Genomic DNA, 16,283 nt, shown 5'->3' on the forward strand with positions numbered 1-16,283 from the left:
AAAACGTATTTTGGCTTTTTGATGAAAGTGTTAAACAGGAGACGTCATTTCTATGAGCAGAGTTCTGATTGTTGACGATGACATGACGTCGCGTGAAATTTTGACGAGTATTGTTCTTGACGCTGGACATGATGCGGTGACAGCAGAAAACGGTGAAGAAGCGCTGGCAGTTTATAAACGTCAACCGGTTGACCTCGTTTTTCTTGATATTTTCATGCCTGAAAAAGAAGGTCTTGAGACTCTTAAAGAACTATTAGTTCTTCAAAAGAACCTCCCTGTCGTTGCAATGACCGGAGGGAGTGCATTCACTTCGTTTGAACCATTGAACTGGGCAAAAAATCTCGGCGCAACCCGGGCAATTCTCAAACCCGTTGAACGGAAGGAAGTTTTAGCCATTTTAGCCGATCTCGATGGTTGATTATCGATCCTGACTCCCCTCCCCCCTCTTGTTCGCCTTCAAGCTCGTCCACGCGGTATTTTCTTGTCGATGTTCCTTTTCGTTGTACTTCTGTATTCGATATGGAACCGAATTCGTATACATTGTGTTTTAACACTACATCATCGGGGAGCATTGTTGTTCTTCCCCGATGATGACTCGTGAATTGTTTTAACGCGGTGATTATTCGTTCATGACAGACGGAAATTCAAATCCGGCTTGTTCAAGCTGTTGAACGGCTTCGTGGTGGCTAATGTCTCCGCAGGCAACGAGTTCGGTTATTTGGCGCGTGGCGTTGATAAAAAATCCAATTGCCGAAATAATTTCAAAGCACAGTGCTGTGTTGATCGAAGCGTCATTGGTAAGCAAGGAATAGTTGAAATAGATGAAGCCTTCATCCTCGATCAGACCAAACGCTCCTAAGGGCAGAAGACGGTTGACCATAAGCAGGTACAGGCCGGTTTCTGCAATATGGGGGGTGTCGACGACAAAGGGTGCCATAAGGATAAACTGAATGGAACGGGGTTTGTCTGCTTCGACGGCAAGGCCATGATCGCCTGCGGTGTTGCCGAGAGAAGCAATTTGAAGGGTGTATTCACGTTTGTGGTCATCCATGTCGAGATGCACATACAGTCGATCTGCCGGACAGTTTTCGTCGGCCGACTGGTCATAGAAAGACACGTTTTGTTCTGTGAGAAAATCGCAAAGCTGTTGCAACCAGGGGGCTTTCATGGCGGCATCCTTTCTTGATGGCGTTACGGGTTCGCGGCTTGGTCGGCCATAAGCGTGGCCAGACGTCGTGTGAAACGGCGTACGTCGTCTTCGGTCGTATCGAATGAAGTCATCCAACGCACCTCGTGGGTGTCAGCATCCCAAACATAAAATGGAAATTCAGCGGAAAGCGCGGTGGTAACGTCAGGAGGAATGACGGCGAAGACCGCATTGGCTTGTGGAGTTTGCGTAATGCGAACGCCAGGAATATCGGCTGCGAGTGTAGCTAATAAGGCTGCCATTGCATTGGAATGACGGGCATTTTCAAGCCAAAGATCATTTTCGAGCAACGCGAGGAATTGGGCGGCAAGAAAGCGATTTTTGGACGCAAGCTGCATGCCTTGTTTGCGAATATATTTAAAATGGCGAGCGAGTTCCGTGTTAAAGAAGACAACAGCCTCGCCAAACAGCAGACCGTTTTTGGTTCCACCAAAGGAAAGGACATCCACTCCGGCCTCAACGGTAATGGAGGCGGGAGATACGCCAAGGCTGGCGACGGCATTGGCAAATCGGGCACCGTCCATGTGGAGGTGCAGGTTGTGCGCCTGACATACGTGGCCAATGGCGCTGATTTCACTCGGGGTGAGAACGACACCACATTCCGTTGCCTGCGTGATGGACACCACTTTGGGCTGAACACGGTGCTCATTGCCGACCTGACCAAGATAATGCGTTATGCCCTCAGGCGTAATACGACCATCGGATGAAGGCAACGTCAGCAGCTTCATTCCACCGAAGCGTTCTGGTGCTCCGCATTCATCGACATTGATATGGGCTTGTTCGGAACAGATGACAGCTTGATGAGGCCAGAGCAGGCTCGACAGCGACAGAACATTGGCCGCTGTTCCGGTGAACACGAAAAAAACTTCAACTTTGCAGCCGAAGAGTTCACAAAACGCGGCTTCAGCACGTTTTGTCAGGGGATCGTTGCCATATGGAGCGACGTGGTCGGTATTGGCTGTTTGCAATGCAGCAAGGACAGCAGGATGCGCTCCGGAGACATTGTCACTGGCGAAGCTAACAGTTCTATGGTGTGGCATGCAGTAATTTTTCCTGATTATGATTCAAAGTAGGTATTGTACCACATTTCAAGGCACAAAAGCGCATACAATCGCTTGCCGTGATCGACGAGACCGGATTTATGTTCTTCAAGCAGGCGTTCTATTTCCGAGGTATGGAAAAATTGGCGAGAAAATGTTCCGTCGAGAAGCCGATTTTTGGTTTCTGCATAGAGGCTTGTCCGAAGCCATAACCCGACGGGGAGACCAAAGCCCTGCTTGCCCGCGTTGACAATGTGTTTGGGCAAAAGGTGGGCGAATGCTTTTCGCAGCAAAATTTTGCCGGCAAATCGAGTGGTTTTATACTGCACTGGTAGCCGAGAAGCAAACTCGGCCACGCGGATATCGAGTAACGGAGAGCGTCCTTCAAGGGAATGCGCCATCGCTGTACGATCGGATTTCACGAGAAGGTCGCCGGGAAGATACGAGCGCTGATCGACAGCCAACGTTTTGTCGAGAAACGTGCTGGCTTCGGCAGCATCGAAGAGATCGGACAACAGCGTTGAGGTCGGGGGAAAACCGGTTTGTTGTAGCGCTTCGGATTGGAAGAGCCGGAGTTTATCTGTTTCCGAAAAATACGACCCCCAACGTAACAGACTGGCGCGTCGGTCTCCGGCAGCGGCCTGCGCTAGGCGCTTGAGACCGGCGGAATAGTTCTGCTCAATGGGGACATCGGCACGCTCGGGTAAACGTGAAACAAGCCAGGGGACAAGTCGTTGAGTCAGCCAGCGCGGCATTTTTGTATAGATATTCGCCCAGGGATCAAGCCGATACCGTTGGTAGCCAGCAAACATCTCGTCGCCACCATCACCATTGAGAGCAACAGTGACATGGCGGCGAGTTTCTTCAGCAAGGACGAGGCAGGCAATCGCCGATGGGTCAGCCAGAGGCTCATCGAAAACCCGCGGTAAATGGTCAATCCGTGAAAAGAGGTCTTGTCGGTCAACAATAAATTCACGGTGATCGGTGCCGAATCGATTGGCAATATGTCGAGCTCGATCGAGTTCCGAAAAACGCTCTTCACGAAAACCGATAGAAAAGGTGCGGACCGGACCGGAGCCGAGTTCCGCCATGAGTGCCGTGACAATACTGGAGTCGATACCGCCGGAGAGGTGTGCACCAAGTGGCACATCACTGACCAGACGTACCCCTACGGCATCGGTGATAACTTCACGGAGTTGCTCAATGAGAGCATCTTGTTTTCCGGTCAACTTGGGTTCGAATGACGGATTGTAATACTGCTCGACAGTCACGGTATTCGACTGGACCATGAGTCGGCAGCCGGCAGGAAGTTTTCGAACCCCGGCAAATGCACTCATATCGTCGGGGACATATTGCAGGCTCAAATAATGATAAATGGCTTCGAGGTTGAGGCGGCGGTCGATATCGGGGTGAGCGAGCAGGCCCTTTATTTCCGAGGAAAAGACAAAGTCGCTATGTGCCAGGGCATAATGGAAGGGTTTTTTTCCAAATGGATCACGAGCGGCGAACAGTCGTTTTTCACGTTCGTCCCAGATAGCGAAGGCAAACATTCCCCGGAGTTTGTGAACACAATCCACACCCTCTTGTTCATAGAGATGCAGAATGGTTTCGGTATCCGATGTTGAGGTGAACCTATGCCCGCATCGTTCGAGATCCTGGCGCAACTCCTGAAAGTTGTAGATTTCCCCGTTGAAGACGATCCAGATCGATCGATCTTCGTTGGTCATGGGCTGGTCACCGGTGACAAGGTCAATAACAGCCAGCCGACGATGCCCTAAGGCAGCCCCGGTCCCGCGAACATCAATGCGTTCAACAACGCTTGACCCATCGGGCCCGCGATGAGCCATGGCGTCGCGCATAGCATACACAGGAGCCAGCGCTTTGGGACCGCGATCGGTCACAATGCCACATATACCACACATGAAAGAAACGCCTCCCAGCCTGATTGGAGTTTCACGAACAACGTCCCTGCTCTGCTCATTATGCACGTTGTGTATTTCCCTTACAGGAAGCCCCATGGACCTGGCAACACAAGGAGAAATAGAGAAACGGTAAAATATGTTACAATGTGTTCATTGTGGTGATGACAAAAAGGGGAATTCGAAAAAAACGGAACGTATATTCTTTTTCTTCGTTCTTCGATCGTCATATGCTACAGCTTGCTGCAATTCTAGAAAATATTATCATTAATAAGGAGATAAGTTATGAAATTCATTCGTACTTTCCTCGTTGCCATGACATGTGTTGCCGTTTATGCGGGCGTGGCCGGCGCGGTCACGATAACGGGAACATTTAATGGATGCGATATCGGCCAAGGCATGTGGGGATGCTCCATCACCACGGCGAACGGATATGACTACTATCTCAGCGCGTCAGCGGACGGAACAGAAGGCTTCGGCGATCTGAACACCCCGAATGATGTTTTCGAGACCATCGATATCGATAACTGGAAAGGAAAAACCGTCATCCTTGAGGGAGAACTGAACCAAGACGGTGAACTTATCGAGGTGGATTCCATTCGGTTACAATAAGCTGTTCTTTGAGTGAATGAGTAGGCTGTATAAAGCATATGAGGGACCAGGCAAATATTGCACTTGTACCGCCGGGGGCATTGATTTTTTTTATCAAAAAATGCTCTAGAAAAAATATAATCGCAATGACGGCGGCATAAATGCATACATGACGTATGCAAAACGGCAGTCTCTCTTTAAAAAAACAAAAGCGATGTGGGAGCGTCACACCATGAACGCTCCCGCATGATGCCGGTTCATCGCATATATATCGAGAGCCCATGAGTCAAAGGCCACGCTTCACACACATGTAATCGTCAATTGGATACTTCCTTTATTGTTTCCATAAAAGCTCCAAACATCATTTGGAAAACAATAGAGATAGCCCGGGCGCGTTATTGTCAAGGGAGTATCCTCATGCTTGGTGAGGTTGACATATTGATGTGGGACCGGACTCCCGTCGTTATGAACGCCCTTGTTCGTCGTGTTCGATTCGCCATCGTTCGCGATGGCGCCGACCATGACAAACCATGGCATATCCTCTACTCGTTTTGTCATTAAAAAATCCATTGATTCATTCTTGATAAGTTTCTTCACGGCGGATTCGACAACTCCCCATAACGAGGCGACCGCACGTACAATATCACCGCTGGTGATCGTGTTGTTCTGCGTGCCATACCAGTCACAGTCATCCTTGCTGTCTTGCCATGTGCCGGAAGCAGAGAAACAGTAGGACTTTCCGGCTTCCAGATAGACATTGGTGGCGTTCCAGTGGGTATCTGCAAAAACATCGATATTGACGTTTTCATTGCGATGTAAAATTACCGTGGGATGGTATGCGGGGTAGCTAATGGGAGAGATGTTTTGCCGTTGAAAGGCGCTCTGATGGAATTTGTCTTGGTGTTCATTGGTCATGGCCGGAATGTTTCGAGGGCGAGAACGGAGCTTTGCAATACTTCCCTTATATGAATTGTGCATCATCCCCAACGGATTCGCCCGGATCGTTTTCTGGAGACCGGGACGAAAAAGCAATCCTTTGCTGGCGCTTTCTTCCATCATCCAAAGAAGCGCCCCATTGGAAAGATCGCCGTTTGCATATCCGCCGCCCACGTCGGAATGAGAACCGGGAAACCAGACTTCCTTGACGTTCTTGTTCTCTTTGACGTTTGCCCAATGGGTTACGGTAAAACAGGAACGAACTTCATCAATGGCCATTGCATGACAGGCGTTTTTGATGTGACTGCTGATATTGGTGTCGTGAAAGCGCCATTTTTTACAATTGTCGAGGAGATTGAGAAGCCCCAATTCATCAGGAATGCCTAAAGCGCCAACCGTATCCCAAACTCCGAGAAAGTGAATCGGAGTCGGTTCGGAATTGTTAAAGAAAGCCCAATCGGATTCTGCCCACACTTCTGGTTGTCGTTTTTCTTCCTTGTCGGCCCGATACCCGACATCATATCCAGTATGTACACGCCTCCATGCTTCTGGCGATTTTATACCGCGTAAGTCGAGAAGTCCCATTCCGATAAATCCGGCCAGACTTCGGACGGTAAAGGCTCCACGACTGAAACCGAAAAGGTAAATTTCATCACCCCCTTCATAATTGGTCGCCAACCAGTGGTATGCGCTGCAAATGTTCCGGCTCATGCCGAAGCCGATTGCGCCGCCAGCAATCCGATCAAAGAGACTCCTTCCACTGCCAACACCGGGGTGGTAGTATTTCAATTGCCTCGTTGCATCGGGCCCTTGGTCTGCAACCGCGTTGTAGAGCTTGAACACATTCGTCGGTGCGGGAATGCCATTCTCTTCCTGTTCCGGTTTATTCCAAGTTCCATCACAGCAAACGATCAATCGCTTCATCGCTCTTCTCCTTGGTGGTCTTTTCCAAGACTGTACATTGTCAGGCCATTTCCTCCCATGCATCCTACGTTACAAACAATTCATCTATCAAAACAAACCATGTGACAACGATAAAAATCAATTTAACCGAAGATGTATCGCCTCAATACGCATCGAGATAAAATTATACGTAACCCATCCCATATATATCTCGCTTTTAAATATACATTTCTTGCATAACATCGGCCCGTTTTGCGTTGGCATGGGGTTTCCCCTTTTTAATTTTGTGACTATTTCAGACCTGGGCGATGCGTTGTCAAAGCGCTGTGGATGCCTTAAAACGTCTTGCTGTCTTTCATTTTTTATCGGGGGAAGAGGTCGTATGCGGCGAATTGTTGTAGGGGTGTTGGTGGTTGTAGGAGTGTTGTCCGGGATGTTTGGCGCTACGGTGTGTCGAGCGGCGTCGCTGGATATCAAACTTGGCATCGTGACGACGCCGGGGACGGCGCAGTATATTGCTGCGGAACTCTTCAAAAAATGTATTGAAGAGCGGTCCAATGGTGATATCGGGGTGACCATTTACCATAGTGCCAGCTTGGGCAATGAGACTGAAATTCTCCAGCAGATTCAGATGAATGCCATTCAGATGGGCATCATTACGTTAGGCCCCTTCGATGTGTTTGTGCCTGAAGTCAATGTGGTCGCCTTTCCGTTTCTCTTTCATGACTACGATGAAGTCTCGCGGATTCTCGATGGTCCTCTTGGACAAAAAGTTCTCGATTCGCTTGCTCAGGCCGGGTTCAAAGGGTTGGCGTTTTCCGAGAACGGGTTTCGGCATCTCACCAACAGCAAACACCCTGTCAACACGGTCGACGATGTATCCGGCCTCAAGATTCGTGTGATGGAATCCAAGGTTCATCAGATGTTGTGGCGTACACTTGGCGCCAACCCCACGCCTATGGCGTGGCCCATCTACACTGAACTCCAACAAGGCACCATCGATGGTCAGGAAAATCCGCTGAGCGTCATTGACCTCTACAAGCTTTATGAAGTGCAGAAGCACCTGACGCTGACTGGACATGTTTACTCCGCCCATATCGATATTGCCAATCTGGAATGGTTTTCGTCGTTGTCCACAGAGCAACAGGATCTCATTAGGACATGTATGCGCGAAGCCGCCGTGGAACAGCGCAAATGGAACCGCGACAACGAAGTAAAATTTTTGGAATCATTGAAAGCTCACGGCATGGAGGTTGTCGAGCATCCGGATAAAGCCTCGTTTCGCAAGCGGGCCGAAGCTCTGAAATCCATGGATATCTATACGGCGAACCCCAAAACAGCCGCCTTGCTCGACGAATTTCTTACGGCAACGGCAGAGCCGCAATAGGAGCCGCATGGTTTTGTCTGCGTTGCAAGCTCTCCAAAAAGGACTTGTTTGGGGAAGTGATATGTGTGGCCGGCTGGTCGATATCGTTGTCGCTGGCCTCGCTCTGAGCATGGCCGCGGTTATTTTTAGCCAGGTGGTCAGCCGGTATCTCTTGAATCATTCTTTGTTTTGGTCTGAAGAACTTGGACGTTGTCTGCTTGTCTGGGTCACGTTTCTTGGCGCGTGCGCAGCCTATAAGCGTTCCGCCCATGCCCGGATTGACGTTGCCGGAGTATTGTCGTGCTTGCCCGGTCGGTGGGGTGGGGTTTCGGTGCGAACTGCCAATATGATCGGTCACCTCGCCGGACTTGGGCTTTTTTATATCATGATCCGGTATGGATTCGCCTTTTTTACTTTTCTCAAATTTCAACAAACCACGAGCCTTGGTGTCTCCAAACAAGTGCCATTTGTGATTGTACCCATCAGTGGAATCATTTTGTTTCTCCACGGTCTCGCCTTTTTCATGACGGATATCGTCGGCCAATCCGATGACGGCAGGCCGAATACGATCTCGGGAGGCACATGAGCCTGCTCCTCGTTATCGTTTTACTCGTACTCATCGCGTTGGGTACCCCTATTGCCGTGGCCATTGGAGCGGCGTCCTGCCTGGCTTTTTTTCTTCCCGGCGGTGTCAGCCCCATGGTGGCGGTTCAGCGAATGTATGGCGGTGCAGATTCGTTTCCATTGATGGCTGTCCCTCTGTTTCTCCTCGCAGGATCACTGATGGAAGCGGGCGGATTGTCACGGCGTATTGTGGATTTGGCTGATGCACTGGTCGGCTGGCTTCCCGGTGGATTGGCTGCGGTCTCCATTGTTTCGGCCATGTTTTTTGCGGGTATTTCCGGATCGGCGGCCGCAGATACGGCAGCGGTCGGCGCTATTCTCATTCCAGCCATGTCCAGTCGAGGATATCCCGCTCCCTTTTCCGGGGCTGTGCAAGCCGCCGGTGGATCTATCGGCGTCATTATTCCACCGAGTATTCCCATGATTATTTTCGGAGTGCTGACCGGCGCCTCCATTGGAAAACTTTTTGCCGCCGGACTTCTCCCCGGCCTTCTCATGGGGGCCAGTCTTATTGCTGTTGCTGCCATCGTGACTGGTCGATCATTGCATATTTCGCGCTCCCCGTTCTCGTTGGCACGCCTGGTTCGGGTTATAGGGCCGTCGCTTTGGGCCTTGGGGGCTCCTGTCTTGATTCTTGGCGGAATTTTGGGGGGCGTGTTTACGGCAACTGAATCGGCGGCTGTAGCCGTGGCGTATGCGCTTTTTGTCGGGGTGGTCGTCTATCGTGAATTGCGTCTGCCCGAAATTTGGCGCCGCGCGTTGGAGTCCGCGGTGATGTCCGGGGTAATTATGTTCATCATCGCCCAGGCTACCGTTTTTTCCTGGCTGCTTGCCTTGGATCAGGCACCGACGGCCGTGGCTGGGGCGCTCTTGTCCGTCACCGATAATCCGGTGTTACTGCTCGTGTTGCTCAATGCCGTCTTGCTGGTGGCCGGTACGATTCTCGAAACCACGGCTGCCCTGCTCCTCTTTGTTCCAGTCGTCATGCCACTCTTGCCGACGCTTGGGATTGATGTCGTTCAACTTGGTGCCATCGTTGTGGTCAACTTGGCCATTGGTATGCTGACACCTCCGCTTGGTATCTGTCTGGTTGTCTCTTCGGGACTCAGCGGCGCGTCCATTGTTCGGGTGAGCCGGGCTGTGCTGCCATTTCTTGCCGCTTTGCTTATCGACCTCGCATTAATTTCGTTTTGGCCACCACTGACGACGTGGCTGCCTGGATTTTTTTAGGACGGTTGTGATTTTTCGTATCATTTCCTACCTCTTCTCAAAAGGGGACAGGCTCTTTTTCTTAAGAGCAATATGACGGTCGTTTGGGCGAGTGAGATGCCAGTCGTTGTCGATATGATTGATGTCTATGTAATTAGTCTATTTTATTTGATATTTTGAGTCCTTTCAAATCGGAACGAAGTGTATTATAAGGATACGCTTCTACGCGGGCGGTTTCACCGCCCGATTTTCATGAAATTGACGTTTTCTACACATAATCAAGCCGAGGGGCTCTTCATGTTCCTGAAAGTCATTCGCAACGAGATTATCGAAGGCTTACAAAAATCTTCGAGTATCATTCCGGCCAAAGCCGGCGCGGCGTTTTTGCGCACTCTGTGGCTTGAAGCCGAAGGGGATTCCCTGCGCATTCTTTCCACCGACTCCAGCATTGAATTTACCGGGGCCTACCCTGCTCAAATCACCGAGCCTGGTCTGGCCGGAGTTCAGGGCCGGTCGTTTAACGATCTCGTCCGGAAACTCCCGCCCGGTGACATTACGCTGAAAATCGACCCTGAAACAGGCAACCTGCTCGTTTCTCAAGGTCGCAGACGCTATACCCTGCCCACCAGTGAAACGAGTTGGTTCCAAGCTTTTTCAGAATTTCCTGCTGGCGAGGCCGTGCTATGGTCCGGTGATTTCTTGTCCGACCTTATCGACAAAGTCGGCTTCTGCGTCAGCGACCAGGACACCATGGAAGCGATGTCCTGCATGTTCATGAAACCTAGTACTGATTCAACTCGTGTCGAAGTGTGCGCGTTGAATGGCCATCAGTTTGGTCTGTTCTCGTTCGTCAACGACGACATCCATGCGATTTTACCGCAAGAAGGTATCTTGATTCAACGCAAGTATGTGACTGAACTCAAGAAATGGTTGACTGATGACGAAATTGAACTGTCCATCGGCGACAAACGGTTGTTTGTGCGCACGGCGGACAATCGTGAATCCTTTAGCTTGCCGTTGTCGTACTATCAGTTTCCCGACTATCGGCATTTTACGGCGAAGGTCACTGAAGACGGAGCCGATTCATTGGAAGTCGATCGAGCCGAACTCATCGACGCATTGGATCGTATTCGCATCTTTAATACGGATAGCGAACGGTGTACCTTCTTTGATTTCGAATCATCCAACCAGATCGTGTTGACCAGTCAGGGACAAGAGGCCGGTGCGGCCAATGAAGCATTGGAATGTGTCTTTACGGGCAATCTCAAACGCGTTGCGTTTCCAACCAGTGACCTCATTGAAATTCTTAATCACTTCGTCTCGCAGAAAGTGCGTTTTGTGTTGAGCGGCGCTGAAGGACCGTGTGGCATAACAGGCGAAGAAGACCCCGATTATCTCATCATCATTATGCCAATGAAGGTTGTGGAAGACACGTATTACGAGGAAGAGGAAAACTAAATGGGCCCGACCCAGAAACACGAATATACTGCTGAATCGATTACAGTTCTTGAGGGATTGTCTGCTGTTCGGAAGCGGCCGGCCATGTATATTGGATCGACCGATGCCCGCGGTTTGCACCATCTTGTCTACGAAGTTGTCGACAATGCCATCGATGAAGCCATGGCCGGCTACTGTACGCGCGTGCGGGTCATCATCCATCTCGATAACTCCGTAACCATTGTCGACAATGGTCGCGGCATCCCTGTCGATATGCACCCCAAAGAAAAGCGACCGGCTGTCGAAGTCGTCATGACGGTGCTGCACGCTGGGGGCAAGTTCGATAACGAAACCTACAAAGTTTCTGGTGGGCTGCACGGGGTCGGCGTTTCCGTCGTCAATGCCTTGTCTGAATATCTCGAAGTCACGGTCAAACGTGCTGGGCAATCCTATGTGCAACGCTATGAACGCGGTATCCCCGTCACCAAGTTGGAAAATACCGGGACAGCACAGCTCACCGGGACAACAGTCCGTTTCCGTCCGGATGAAGAGATTTTTGAAACGGTTCAGTTCTCTTGTGACGTGCTTCGTAAGCGTTTTGAAGAACTTGCCTACCTGAATGCCGGTTTGGAAATCGATTTCCGGGATGAACGGAGTGGGCAGCACGAAGTCTTCAAGTTTGATGGTGGTATCGCCAGCTTCGTCAAAGATCTCAATAAAGGCGAATCAACTATTCATGATATCATCGCCAATCAGATGACGCAGGACGGTATCGCGGTCGAATTCGCGCTACAATACAATACGAGCTATAAAGAAGAGACACTGACATTTGCCAACAATATCCGCACGAAAGAAGGCGGTACGCACCTTGCTGGTTTTAAGACGGCCCTGACACGCAGCATCAACGGATATGTCGAGAAAGCTGATCTTCCCAAAAAGCTGAAACAGAAATTAACCGGGGATGATGTTCGTGAAGGCCTGACTGCGGTGGTCAGCGTGAAGTTGCCGAATCCGCAGTTTGAAGGCCAAACGAAAACCAAGCTCGGCAACAGCGAAGTAGCTGGCCCGGTGTCGAAAGTCGTCTTCGAAGCTTTGACGACATACTTTGAGGAAAACCCCAAAGATGCCAAATCCATCGTGGAAAAGGCCGTCGATGCCGCGCATGCCCGTGAAGCAGCGCGCAAAGCCAAAGACCTTGTTCGACGCAAGGGGGCATTGTCCGATCATTCCTTGCCGGGAAAACTTGCCGATTGCCAAAGCAAAAAACCCGAGGAATCCGAACTTTTCATCGTGGAAGGTGACTCGGCGGGCGGTTCGGCCAAACAGGGCCGAAATCCAAAATATCAAGCTATTTTGCCGCTCCGGGGTAAGATTCTCAATGTCGAGAAAACCCGTATCGACAAAATGCTTGGTAACAAGGAAATCCGCGCGCTCATCACCGCTATGGGGCCGGGATTCATGGAAGGCGACGAAGTCGACCTCACGAAACTGCGTTATCATAAAATTGTCATTATGACTGACGCCGACGTGGACGGGGCGCATATTCGCACCCTGCTCCTGACGTTCTTTTATCGGCAATATCGCAGCCTCATTGAAAGCGGGTATCTCTATATTGCTCAACCGCCATTGTTTCGTGCGCACAAATCGAATTTTGAGCGTTTCATCAAAGACGAGGCAGAACTGTCTTCCTTCCTGTTGAGCCGGATTGAAACCGAAGCCATCATCAAAGCACCATCCGGTACCGAGTTTTCCGGAGCAGAATTGACGGCACTGCTTAAAAAAATCGAGTTTGTGAAGACGAAAAAAGCAGAAGCTGAGAACATGGGTATTCCGGAGGAACTGTTTTCCATTCTTCTTGATATGGATACACGTATCACCCCGTCGGATTTTGCTGAAGAGGCGCCGGCTACGCTCCAAAATGCGTTGGCCGAGAATGAATACACAGTCTTCATTGAAACAGAAGAAGACGAAGACGAACATCGGTACTATGTTGTTTTTGTGAATAAAAACAATTTGAAGACGCGTCTTGCTGTGGAGTTCTTCAATTCACGCCTCTATCGCCAACCGTTTGAGACCATGGCTGAAATCAAATCGATGTGTGGTGGTTTCGACTTTGCTCTTGTCAAAAAAGATGAAGAAAAACCTGTAGAGGGCCTGGAAGCGTTGCTCACCACTGTCTACGAGGAAGCCCACCGCGGCATCAATATTCAGCGCTACAAAGGTCTCGGGGAAATGAATGCAGGTCAGCTTTGGGAAACCACGATGGACCCGGAAAAACGCACGTTCCTTCAGGTTCGCATCGAAGACTTCACCGAAGCCGACGATATTTTCTCCGATCTCATGGGCGACAAGGTCGAGCCCCGTCGGGAATTCATCGAACGGAATGCCTTGAACGTCCAGGAACTCGATATTTAACACCGAGCGGCATGTCTGTACGACGCGTTCTTCCGACCGGCTGGTATTATGCTTGGTGTGAAGGGCGCGTTTGGCGCATGACTGCGAAAGGCGTATGATATGATCGATAAAATCTCCATTGAGGAAGAGCTCAAGAAATCCTACTTGGAATATTCTTTGAGCGTCATCATCGGCCGGGCGATTCCGGATGTGCGCGACGGGTTGAAACCCGTCCACCGGCGCATCATGTTCGCTCAGCACGAATTAGGAAACTCCTACAATCGCGCGTATAAGAAGTCGGCTCGTGTGGTCGGTGACGTTATCGGTAAATATCACCCGCATGGCGACTCGGCTGTCTATGATGCCCTGGTGCGTATGGCCCAGGAATTTTCCATGCGCGACCCGCTGATTGATGGCCAGGGTAACTTCGGTTCCATTGACGGGGACGCCGCCGCAGCCATGCGTTACACCGAAGTGCGCATGTCACGCCTTGCCGGTGAATTTTTAGCCGATATTGATAAAGAAACCGTCGATTTTCGGCCTAACTACGACAATACACTCCAAGAACCATCGGTTTTGCCCACTAAGGCACCGAACCTGCTCCTCAATGGCAGTTCGGGGATTGCCGTTGGCATGGCTACGAACATTCCGCCACATAATTTGGGCGAACTCTGTGACGGTCTGTTGCATCTTCTCGATACGCCGGAATGTTCCGTCGATGACCTCATGGCCTATGTCAAAGGCCCGGACTTCCCGACAGGGGCGTCCATTTATGGGGGCAAGGGGTTGATCGAGGCTTATCGGACAGGGCGTGGCTCCATTAAAATTCGTGGTACCGCAACCGTTGAAGAACGCAAAAAAGGGTATGAATCCATTATTATTACGGAAATACCTTATGCGTTGAATAAGTCGAGCCTGGTTGAAAAGATTGCTGCGCTGATCAACGATCGCAAAATTGAAGGCGTGTCCGATCTGCGTGACGAATCCGATCGAAACGGAATTCGGATTGTCTTGGATCTCAAAAAGGGCAGCATTGCCGAAATCGTCATCAACGCACTGTATAAATTTACGCCGCTTGAGACCTCGTTCGGTATCAATATGCTGGCCGTTGCGCATAACCGCCCCGAGCTGCTGAATCTCAAAAGTATTCTGGTCTACTTCCTTGACCACCGACGTGAAGTCATTCTTCGCCGTACTCGTTTCAATTTGCGGAAAGCGGAAGAGCGTGCCCACATTTTGGAAGGTTTGCGTATCGCGCTCGATTTCATTGATGAAGTTGTTGCCTTAATCCGTGCGTCCAAAACGCCGCTTGAAGCAAAAGAAGCATTGATGGCGCGGTTTGAGTTATCCGAACGTCAATCTCAAGCCATTCTCGATATGCGCTTGCAGCGATTGACCAACCTGGAGCGGGAAAAACTTCTCGAAGAATATCGGGAATTGCTCATGAAGATCGAATACTTCAAGAGCATTTTGGAGAATCCGCAAGTGCTGCGCGGAGTTATTCGCGACGAACTGACCGAGCTCAAGGAAAAATACACCACGCCGCGCCGTACCGCCATTTTGCAGGATCTCGAAGGGATCGATATTGAAGACTTGATTCCCGATGATGATGTCGTCATTACGTTGTCGCGTCGCGGCTATGTGAAGCGCACACGTATGGACAACTATCACCAGCAAAAACGCGGTGGTAAAGGCATTGCCGGTGTATCCACCTCGGTGGACGATTCGGTCCAGGCGTTTTGCGCGGCAACAAACCACAAGTTTCTGCTGCTCTTCACCAATCAGGGACGTATGCACCAGATTAAAGTGCATCAGATTCCTGAAGGAAGCCGCACGGCCAAGGGCGCGCATATTGCCAATCTGCTCCCGATGGAAAAGGACGAGTATGTCGCCACGGCCCTTACCTTGCGCGACTTCGAGCCGGATCGTTATTTCTTCTTTGTGACCAAAAAGGGCATGGTCAAACTGACGCATACGGAACTCTTTAAGAATGTGCGCAGTACAGGCATCAAGGCATGTACCCTGAAAGACGAGGATGAGCTTTTGGTGGTCCGTGAAGTCACACAGGACCAGGAAGCGATTCTTGCCACCGAACATGGACATTCGATTCGTTTCCAAATGAGCGATGTTCGCCCGATGGGGCGTGCTGCCGCCGGTGTTCGCGGTATTGCACTTCGTGGCGGTGACAGTGTGGCTGCAGGCGTTGTTGTTGCCAATTCAGGACGAGATCAGCTGTTGACCGTTTCCGAGCGCGGTTTGGGGAAACGTACGGAAGTTGGCAACTATCGAGTTCAGACTCGCGGCGGACGCGGCGTTATCAACATGCGTGTGACGCCCAAGACGGGAAAGGTCGTTGGATCGGTCATGGTTGGAAGCAACGATGAAATCATGCTGCTCACATCGGCGAACAAGATTATTCGATTGGCCGTCAACGAAATCAGAACTTCGGGCCGCTCGACGCAAGGCGTCACATTGGTCAGATTCGGCGATGACGATGCCGTCATCGGGTTTGATTTGCTTGATGCAGCCATTATTGATGACGACGAAGAATAAAATTAATAAATCGGGGATACGGAACACTGTGATTGTTCCGTATCCCCGATTTTATACGACGTTTCCACCTCTATCGACGTTGTCGAACCTCTCTCTTCCGCGAA

The 16,283-nt window shown here is 50.5% G+C and carries 12 protein-coding genes; 8 read left to right on the plus strand and 4 right to left on the minus strand.

Going from position 1 to position 16,283, the window contains the following annotated elements; genetic code table 11:
• The first annotated feature begins 52 nt into the window (after window positions 1-52).
• Entirely contained in the window at window positions 53-418 is a 366-nt protein-coding gene (locus G451_RS0107890; RefSeq protein WP_027183822.1) for a response regulator, read from the plus strand.
• 201 nt (window positions 419-619) lie between these two features.
• On the opposite strand, the gene G451_RS0107895 is transcribed toward G451_RS0107890, so the two are convergent.
• From G451_RS0107895 to asnB, 3 genes are read right to left on the minus strand one after another with little or no spacing between them, the layout of a single operon-like run.
• On the minus strand, window positions 620-1,168 hold the full coding sequence (locus G451_RS0107895; protein ID WP_027183823.1) for a type III secretion system chaperone family protein: 549 nt from the start codon (window positions 1,166-1,168) through the stop codon (window positions 620-622).
• Window positions 1,169-1,191: 23 nt separating this feature from the next.
• Entirely contained in the window at window positions 1,192-2,247 is a 1,056-nt protein-coding gene (locus tag G451_RS0107900) for a threonine aldolase family protein (RefSeq protein WP_027183824.1), read from the minus strand.
• A 17-nt stretch (window positions 2,248-2,264) separates the two neighbouring features.
• Complete coding sequence (gene asnB, locus G451_RS0107905; RefSeq protein WP_027183825.1) at window positions 2,265-4,169, minus strand: asparagine synthase (glutamine-hydrolyzing); 1,905 nt, start codon at window positions 4,167-4,169, stop codon at window positions 2,265-2,267.
• Between the two features lie 282 nt (window positions 4,170-4,451).
• On the opposite strand from asnB, the gene G451_RS0107910 reads away from it, so the two are divergent.
• Window positions 4,452-4,778 (plus strand): hypothetical protein, encoded by a 327-nt coding sequence (locus G451_RS0107910; RefSeq protein ID WP_027183826.1) that lies wholly within the window; start codon window positions 4,452-4,454, stop codon window positions 4,776-4,778.
• Between the two features lie 279 nt (window positions 4,779-5,057).
• Here the strand turns inward: G451_RS0107910 and G451_RS0107915 are convergent, their stop codons facing one another.
• Window positions 5,058-6,617 (minus strand): DUF2235 domain-containing protein, encoded by a 1,560-nt coding sequence (locus G451_RS0107915; protein WP_027183827.1) that lies wholly within the window; start codon window positions 6,615-6,617, stop codon window positions 5,058-5,060.
• 361 nt (window positions 6,618-6,978) lie between these two features.
• On the opposite strand from G451_RS0107915, the gene G451_RS28300 reads away from it, so the two are divergent.
• From G451_RS28300 to gyrA, 6 genes are all read left to right on the plus strand, one after another.
• Window positions 6,979-7,983, plus strand: a complete 1,005-nt coding sequence (locus tag G451_RS28300) for a TRAP transporter substrate-binding protein (RefSeq protein WP_034641342.1) — start codon at window positions 6,979-6,981, stop codon at window positions 7,981-7,983.
• A 7-nt stretch (window positions 7,984-7,990) separates the two neighbouring features.
• Window positions 7,991-8,548 carry a TRAP transporter small permease gene (locus G451_RS28305; protein WP_051261281.1) on the plus strand — a complete coding sequence of 186 codons (558 nt, stop codon included), beginning with the start codon at window positions 7,991-7,993 and terminating at the stop codon, window positions 8,546-8,548.
• Entirely contained in the window at window positions 8,545-9,816 is a 1,272-nt protein-coding gene (locus G451_RS0107930) for a TRAP transporter large permease (protein WP_027183828.1), read from the plus strand. The genes G451_RS28305 and G451_RS0107930 overlap by 4 nt, the downstream gene beginning before the upstream one ends.
• A 276-nt stretch (window positions 9,817-10,092) precedes the next feature.
• Window positions 10,093-11,253, plus strand: coding sequence for a DNA polymerase III subunit beta (gene dnaN / locus G451_RS0107935; protein WP_027183829.1), 1,161 nt, complete (start codon window positions 10,093-10,095; stop codon window positions 11,251-11,253).
• Window positions 11,254-13,647 carry a DNA topoisomerase (ATP-hydrolyzing) subunit B gene (gene gyrB, locus G451_RS0107940; protein ID WP_027183830.1) on the plus strand — a complete coding sequence of 798 codons (2,394 nt, stop codon included), beginning with the start codon at window positions 11,254-11,256 and terminating at the stop codon, window positions 13,645-13,647.
• Window positions 13,648-13,746: 99 nt separating this feature from the next.
• Entirely contained in the window at window positions 13,747-16,179 is a 2,433-nt protein-coding gene (gyrA, locus tag G451_RS0107945; RefSeq protein ID WP_027183831.1) for a DNA gyrase subunit A, read from the plus strand.
• Window positions 16,180-16,283: the final 104 nt, after the last annotated feature.

It is taken from the genome of Desulfovibrio inopinatus DSM 10711, from assembly GCF_000429305.1.
GTDB lineage: Bacteria > Desulfobacterota > Desulfovibrionia > Desulfovibrionales > Desulfovibrionaceae > Alteridesulfovibrio > Alteridesulfovibrio inopinatus.

What these genes read in the sequence shown, in the direction of transcription:
- G451_RS0107895 (WP_027183823.1), bottom strand. Translation starts at nt 1,168, where the DNA reads ATGAAAGCCCCCTGGTTGCAACAGCTTTGCGATTTTCTCACAGAACAA.
- G451_RS0107900 (WP_027183824.1), bottom strand. Translation starts at nt 2,247, where the DNA reads ATGCCACACCATAGAACTGTTAGCTTCGCCAGTGACAATGTCTCCGGA.
- G451_RS0107930 (WP_027183828.1), top strand. Translation starts at nt 8,545, where the DNA reads ATGAGCCTGCTCCTCGTTATCGTTTTACTCGTACTCATCGCGTTGGGT.
- G451_RS28305 (WP_051261281.1), top strand. Translation starts at nt 7,991, where the DNA reads ATGGTTTTGTCTGCGTTGCAAGCTCTCCAAAAAGGACTTGTTTGGGGA.
- asnB (WP_027183825.1), bottom strand. Translation starts at nt 4,169, where the DNA reads ATGTGTGGTATATGTGGCATTGTGACCGATCGCGGTCCCAAAGCGCTG.
- G451_RS28300 (WP_034641342.1), top strand. Translation starts at nt 6,979, where the DNA reads ATGCGGCGAATTGTTGTAGGGGTGTTGGTGGTTGTAGGAGTGTTGTCC.
- gyrA (WP_027183831.1), top strand. Translation starts at nt 13,747, where the DNA reads ATGATCGATAAAATCTCCATTGAGGAAGAGCTCAAGAAATCCTACTTG.
- G451_RS0107910 (WP_027183826.1), top strand. Translation starts at nt 4,452, where the DNA reads ATGAAATTCATTCGTACTTTCCTCGTTGCCATGACATGTGTTGCCGTT.
- G451_RS0107890 (WP_027183822.1), top strand. Translation starts at nt 53, where the DNA reads ATGAGCAGAGTTCTGATTGTTGACGATGACATGACGTCGCGTGAAATT.
- gyrB (WP_027183830.1), top strand. Translation starts at nt 11,254, where the DNA reads ATGGGCCCGACCCAGAAACACGAATATACTGCTGAATCGATTACAGTT.
- dnaN (WP_027183829.1), top strand. Translation starts at nt 10,093, where the DNA reads ATGTTCCTGAAAGTCATTCGCAACGAGATTATCGAAGGCTTACAAAAA.
- G451_RS0107915 (WP_027183827.1), bottom strand. Translation starts at nt 6,617, where the DNA reads ATGAAGCGATTGATCGTTTGCTGTGATGGAACTTGGAATAAACCGGAA.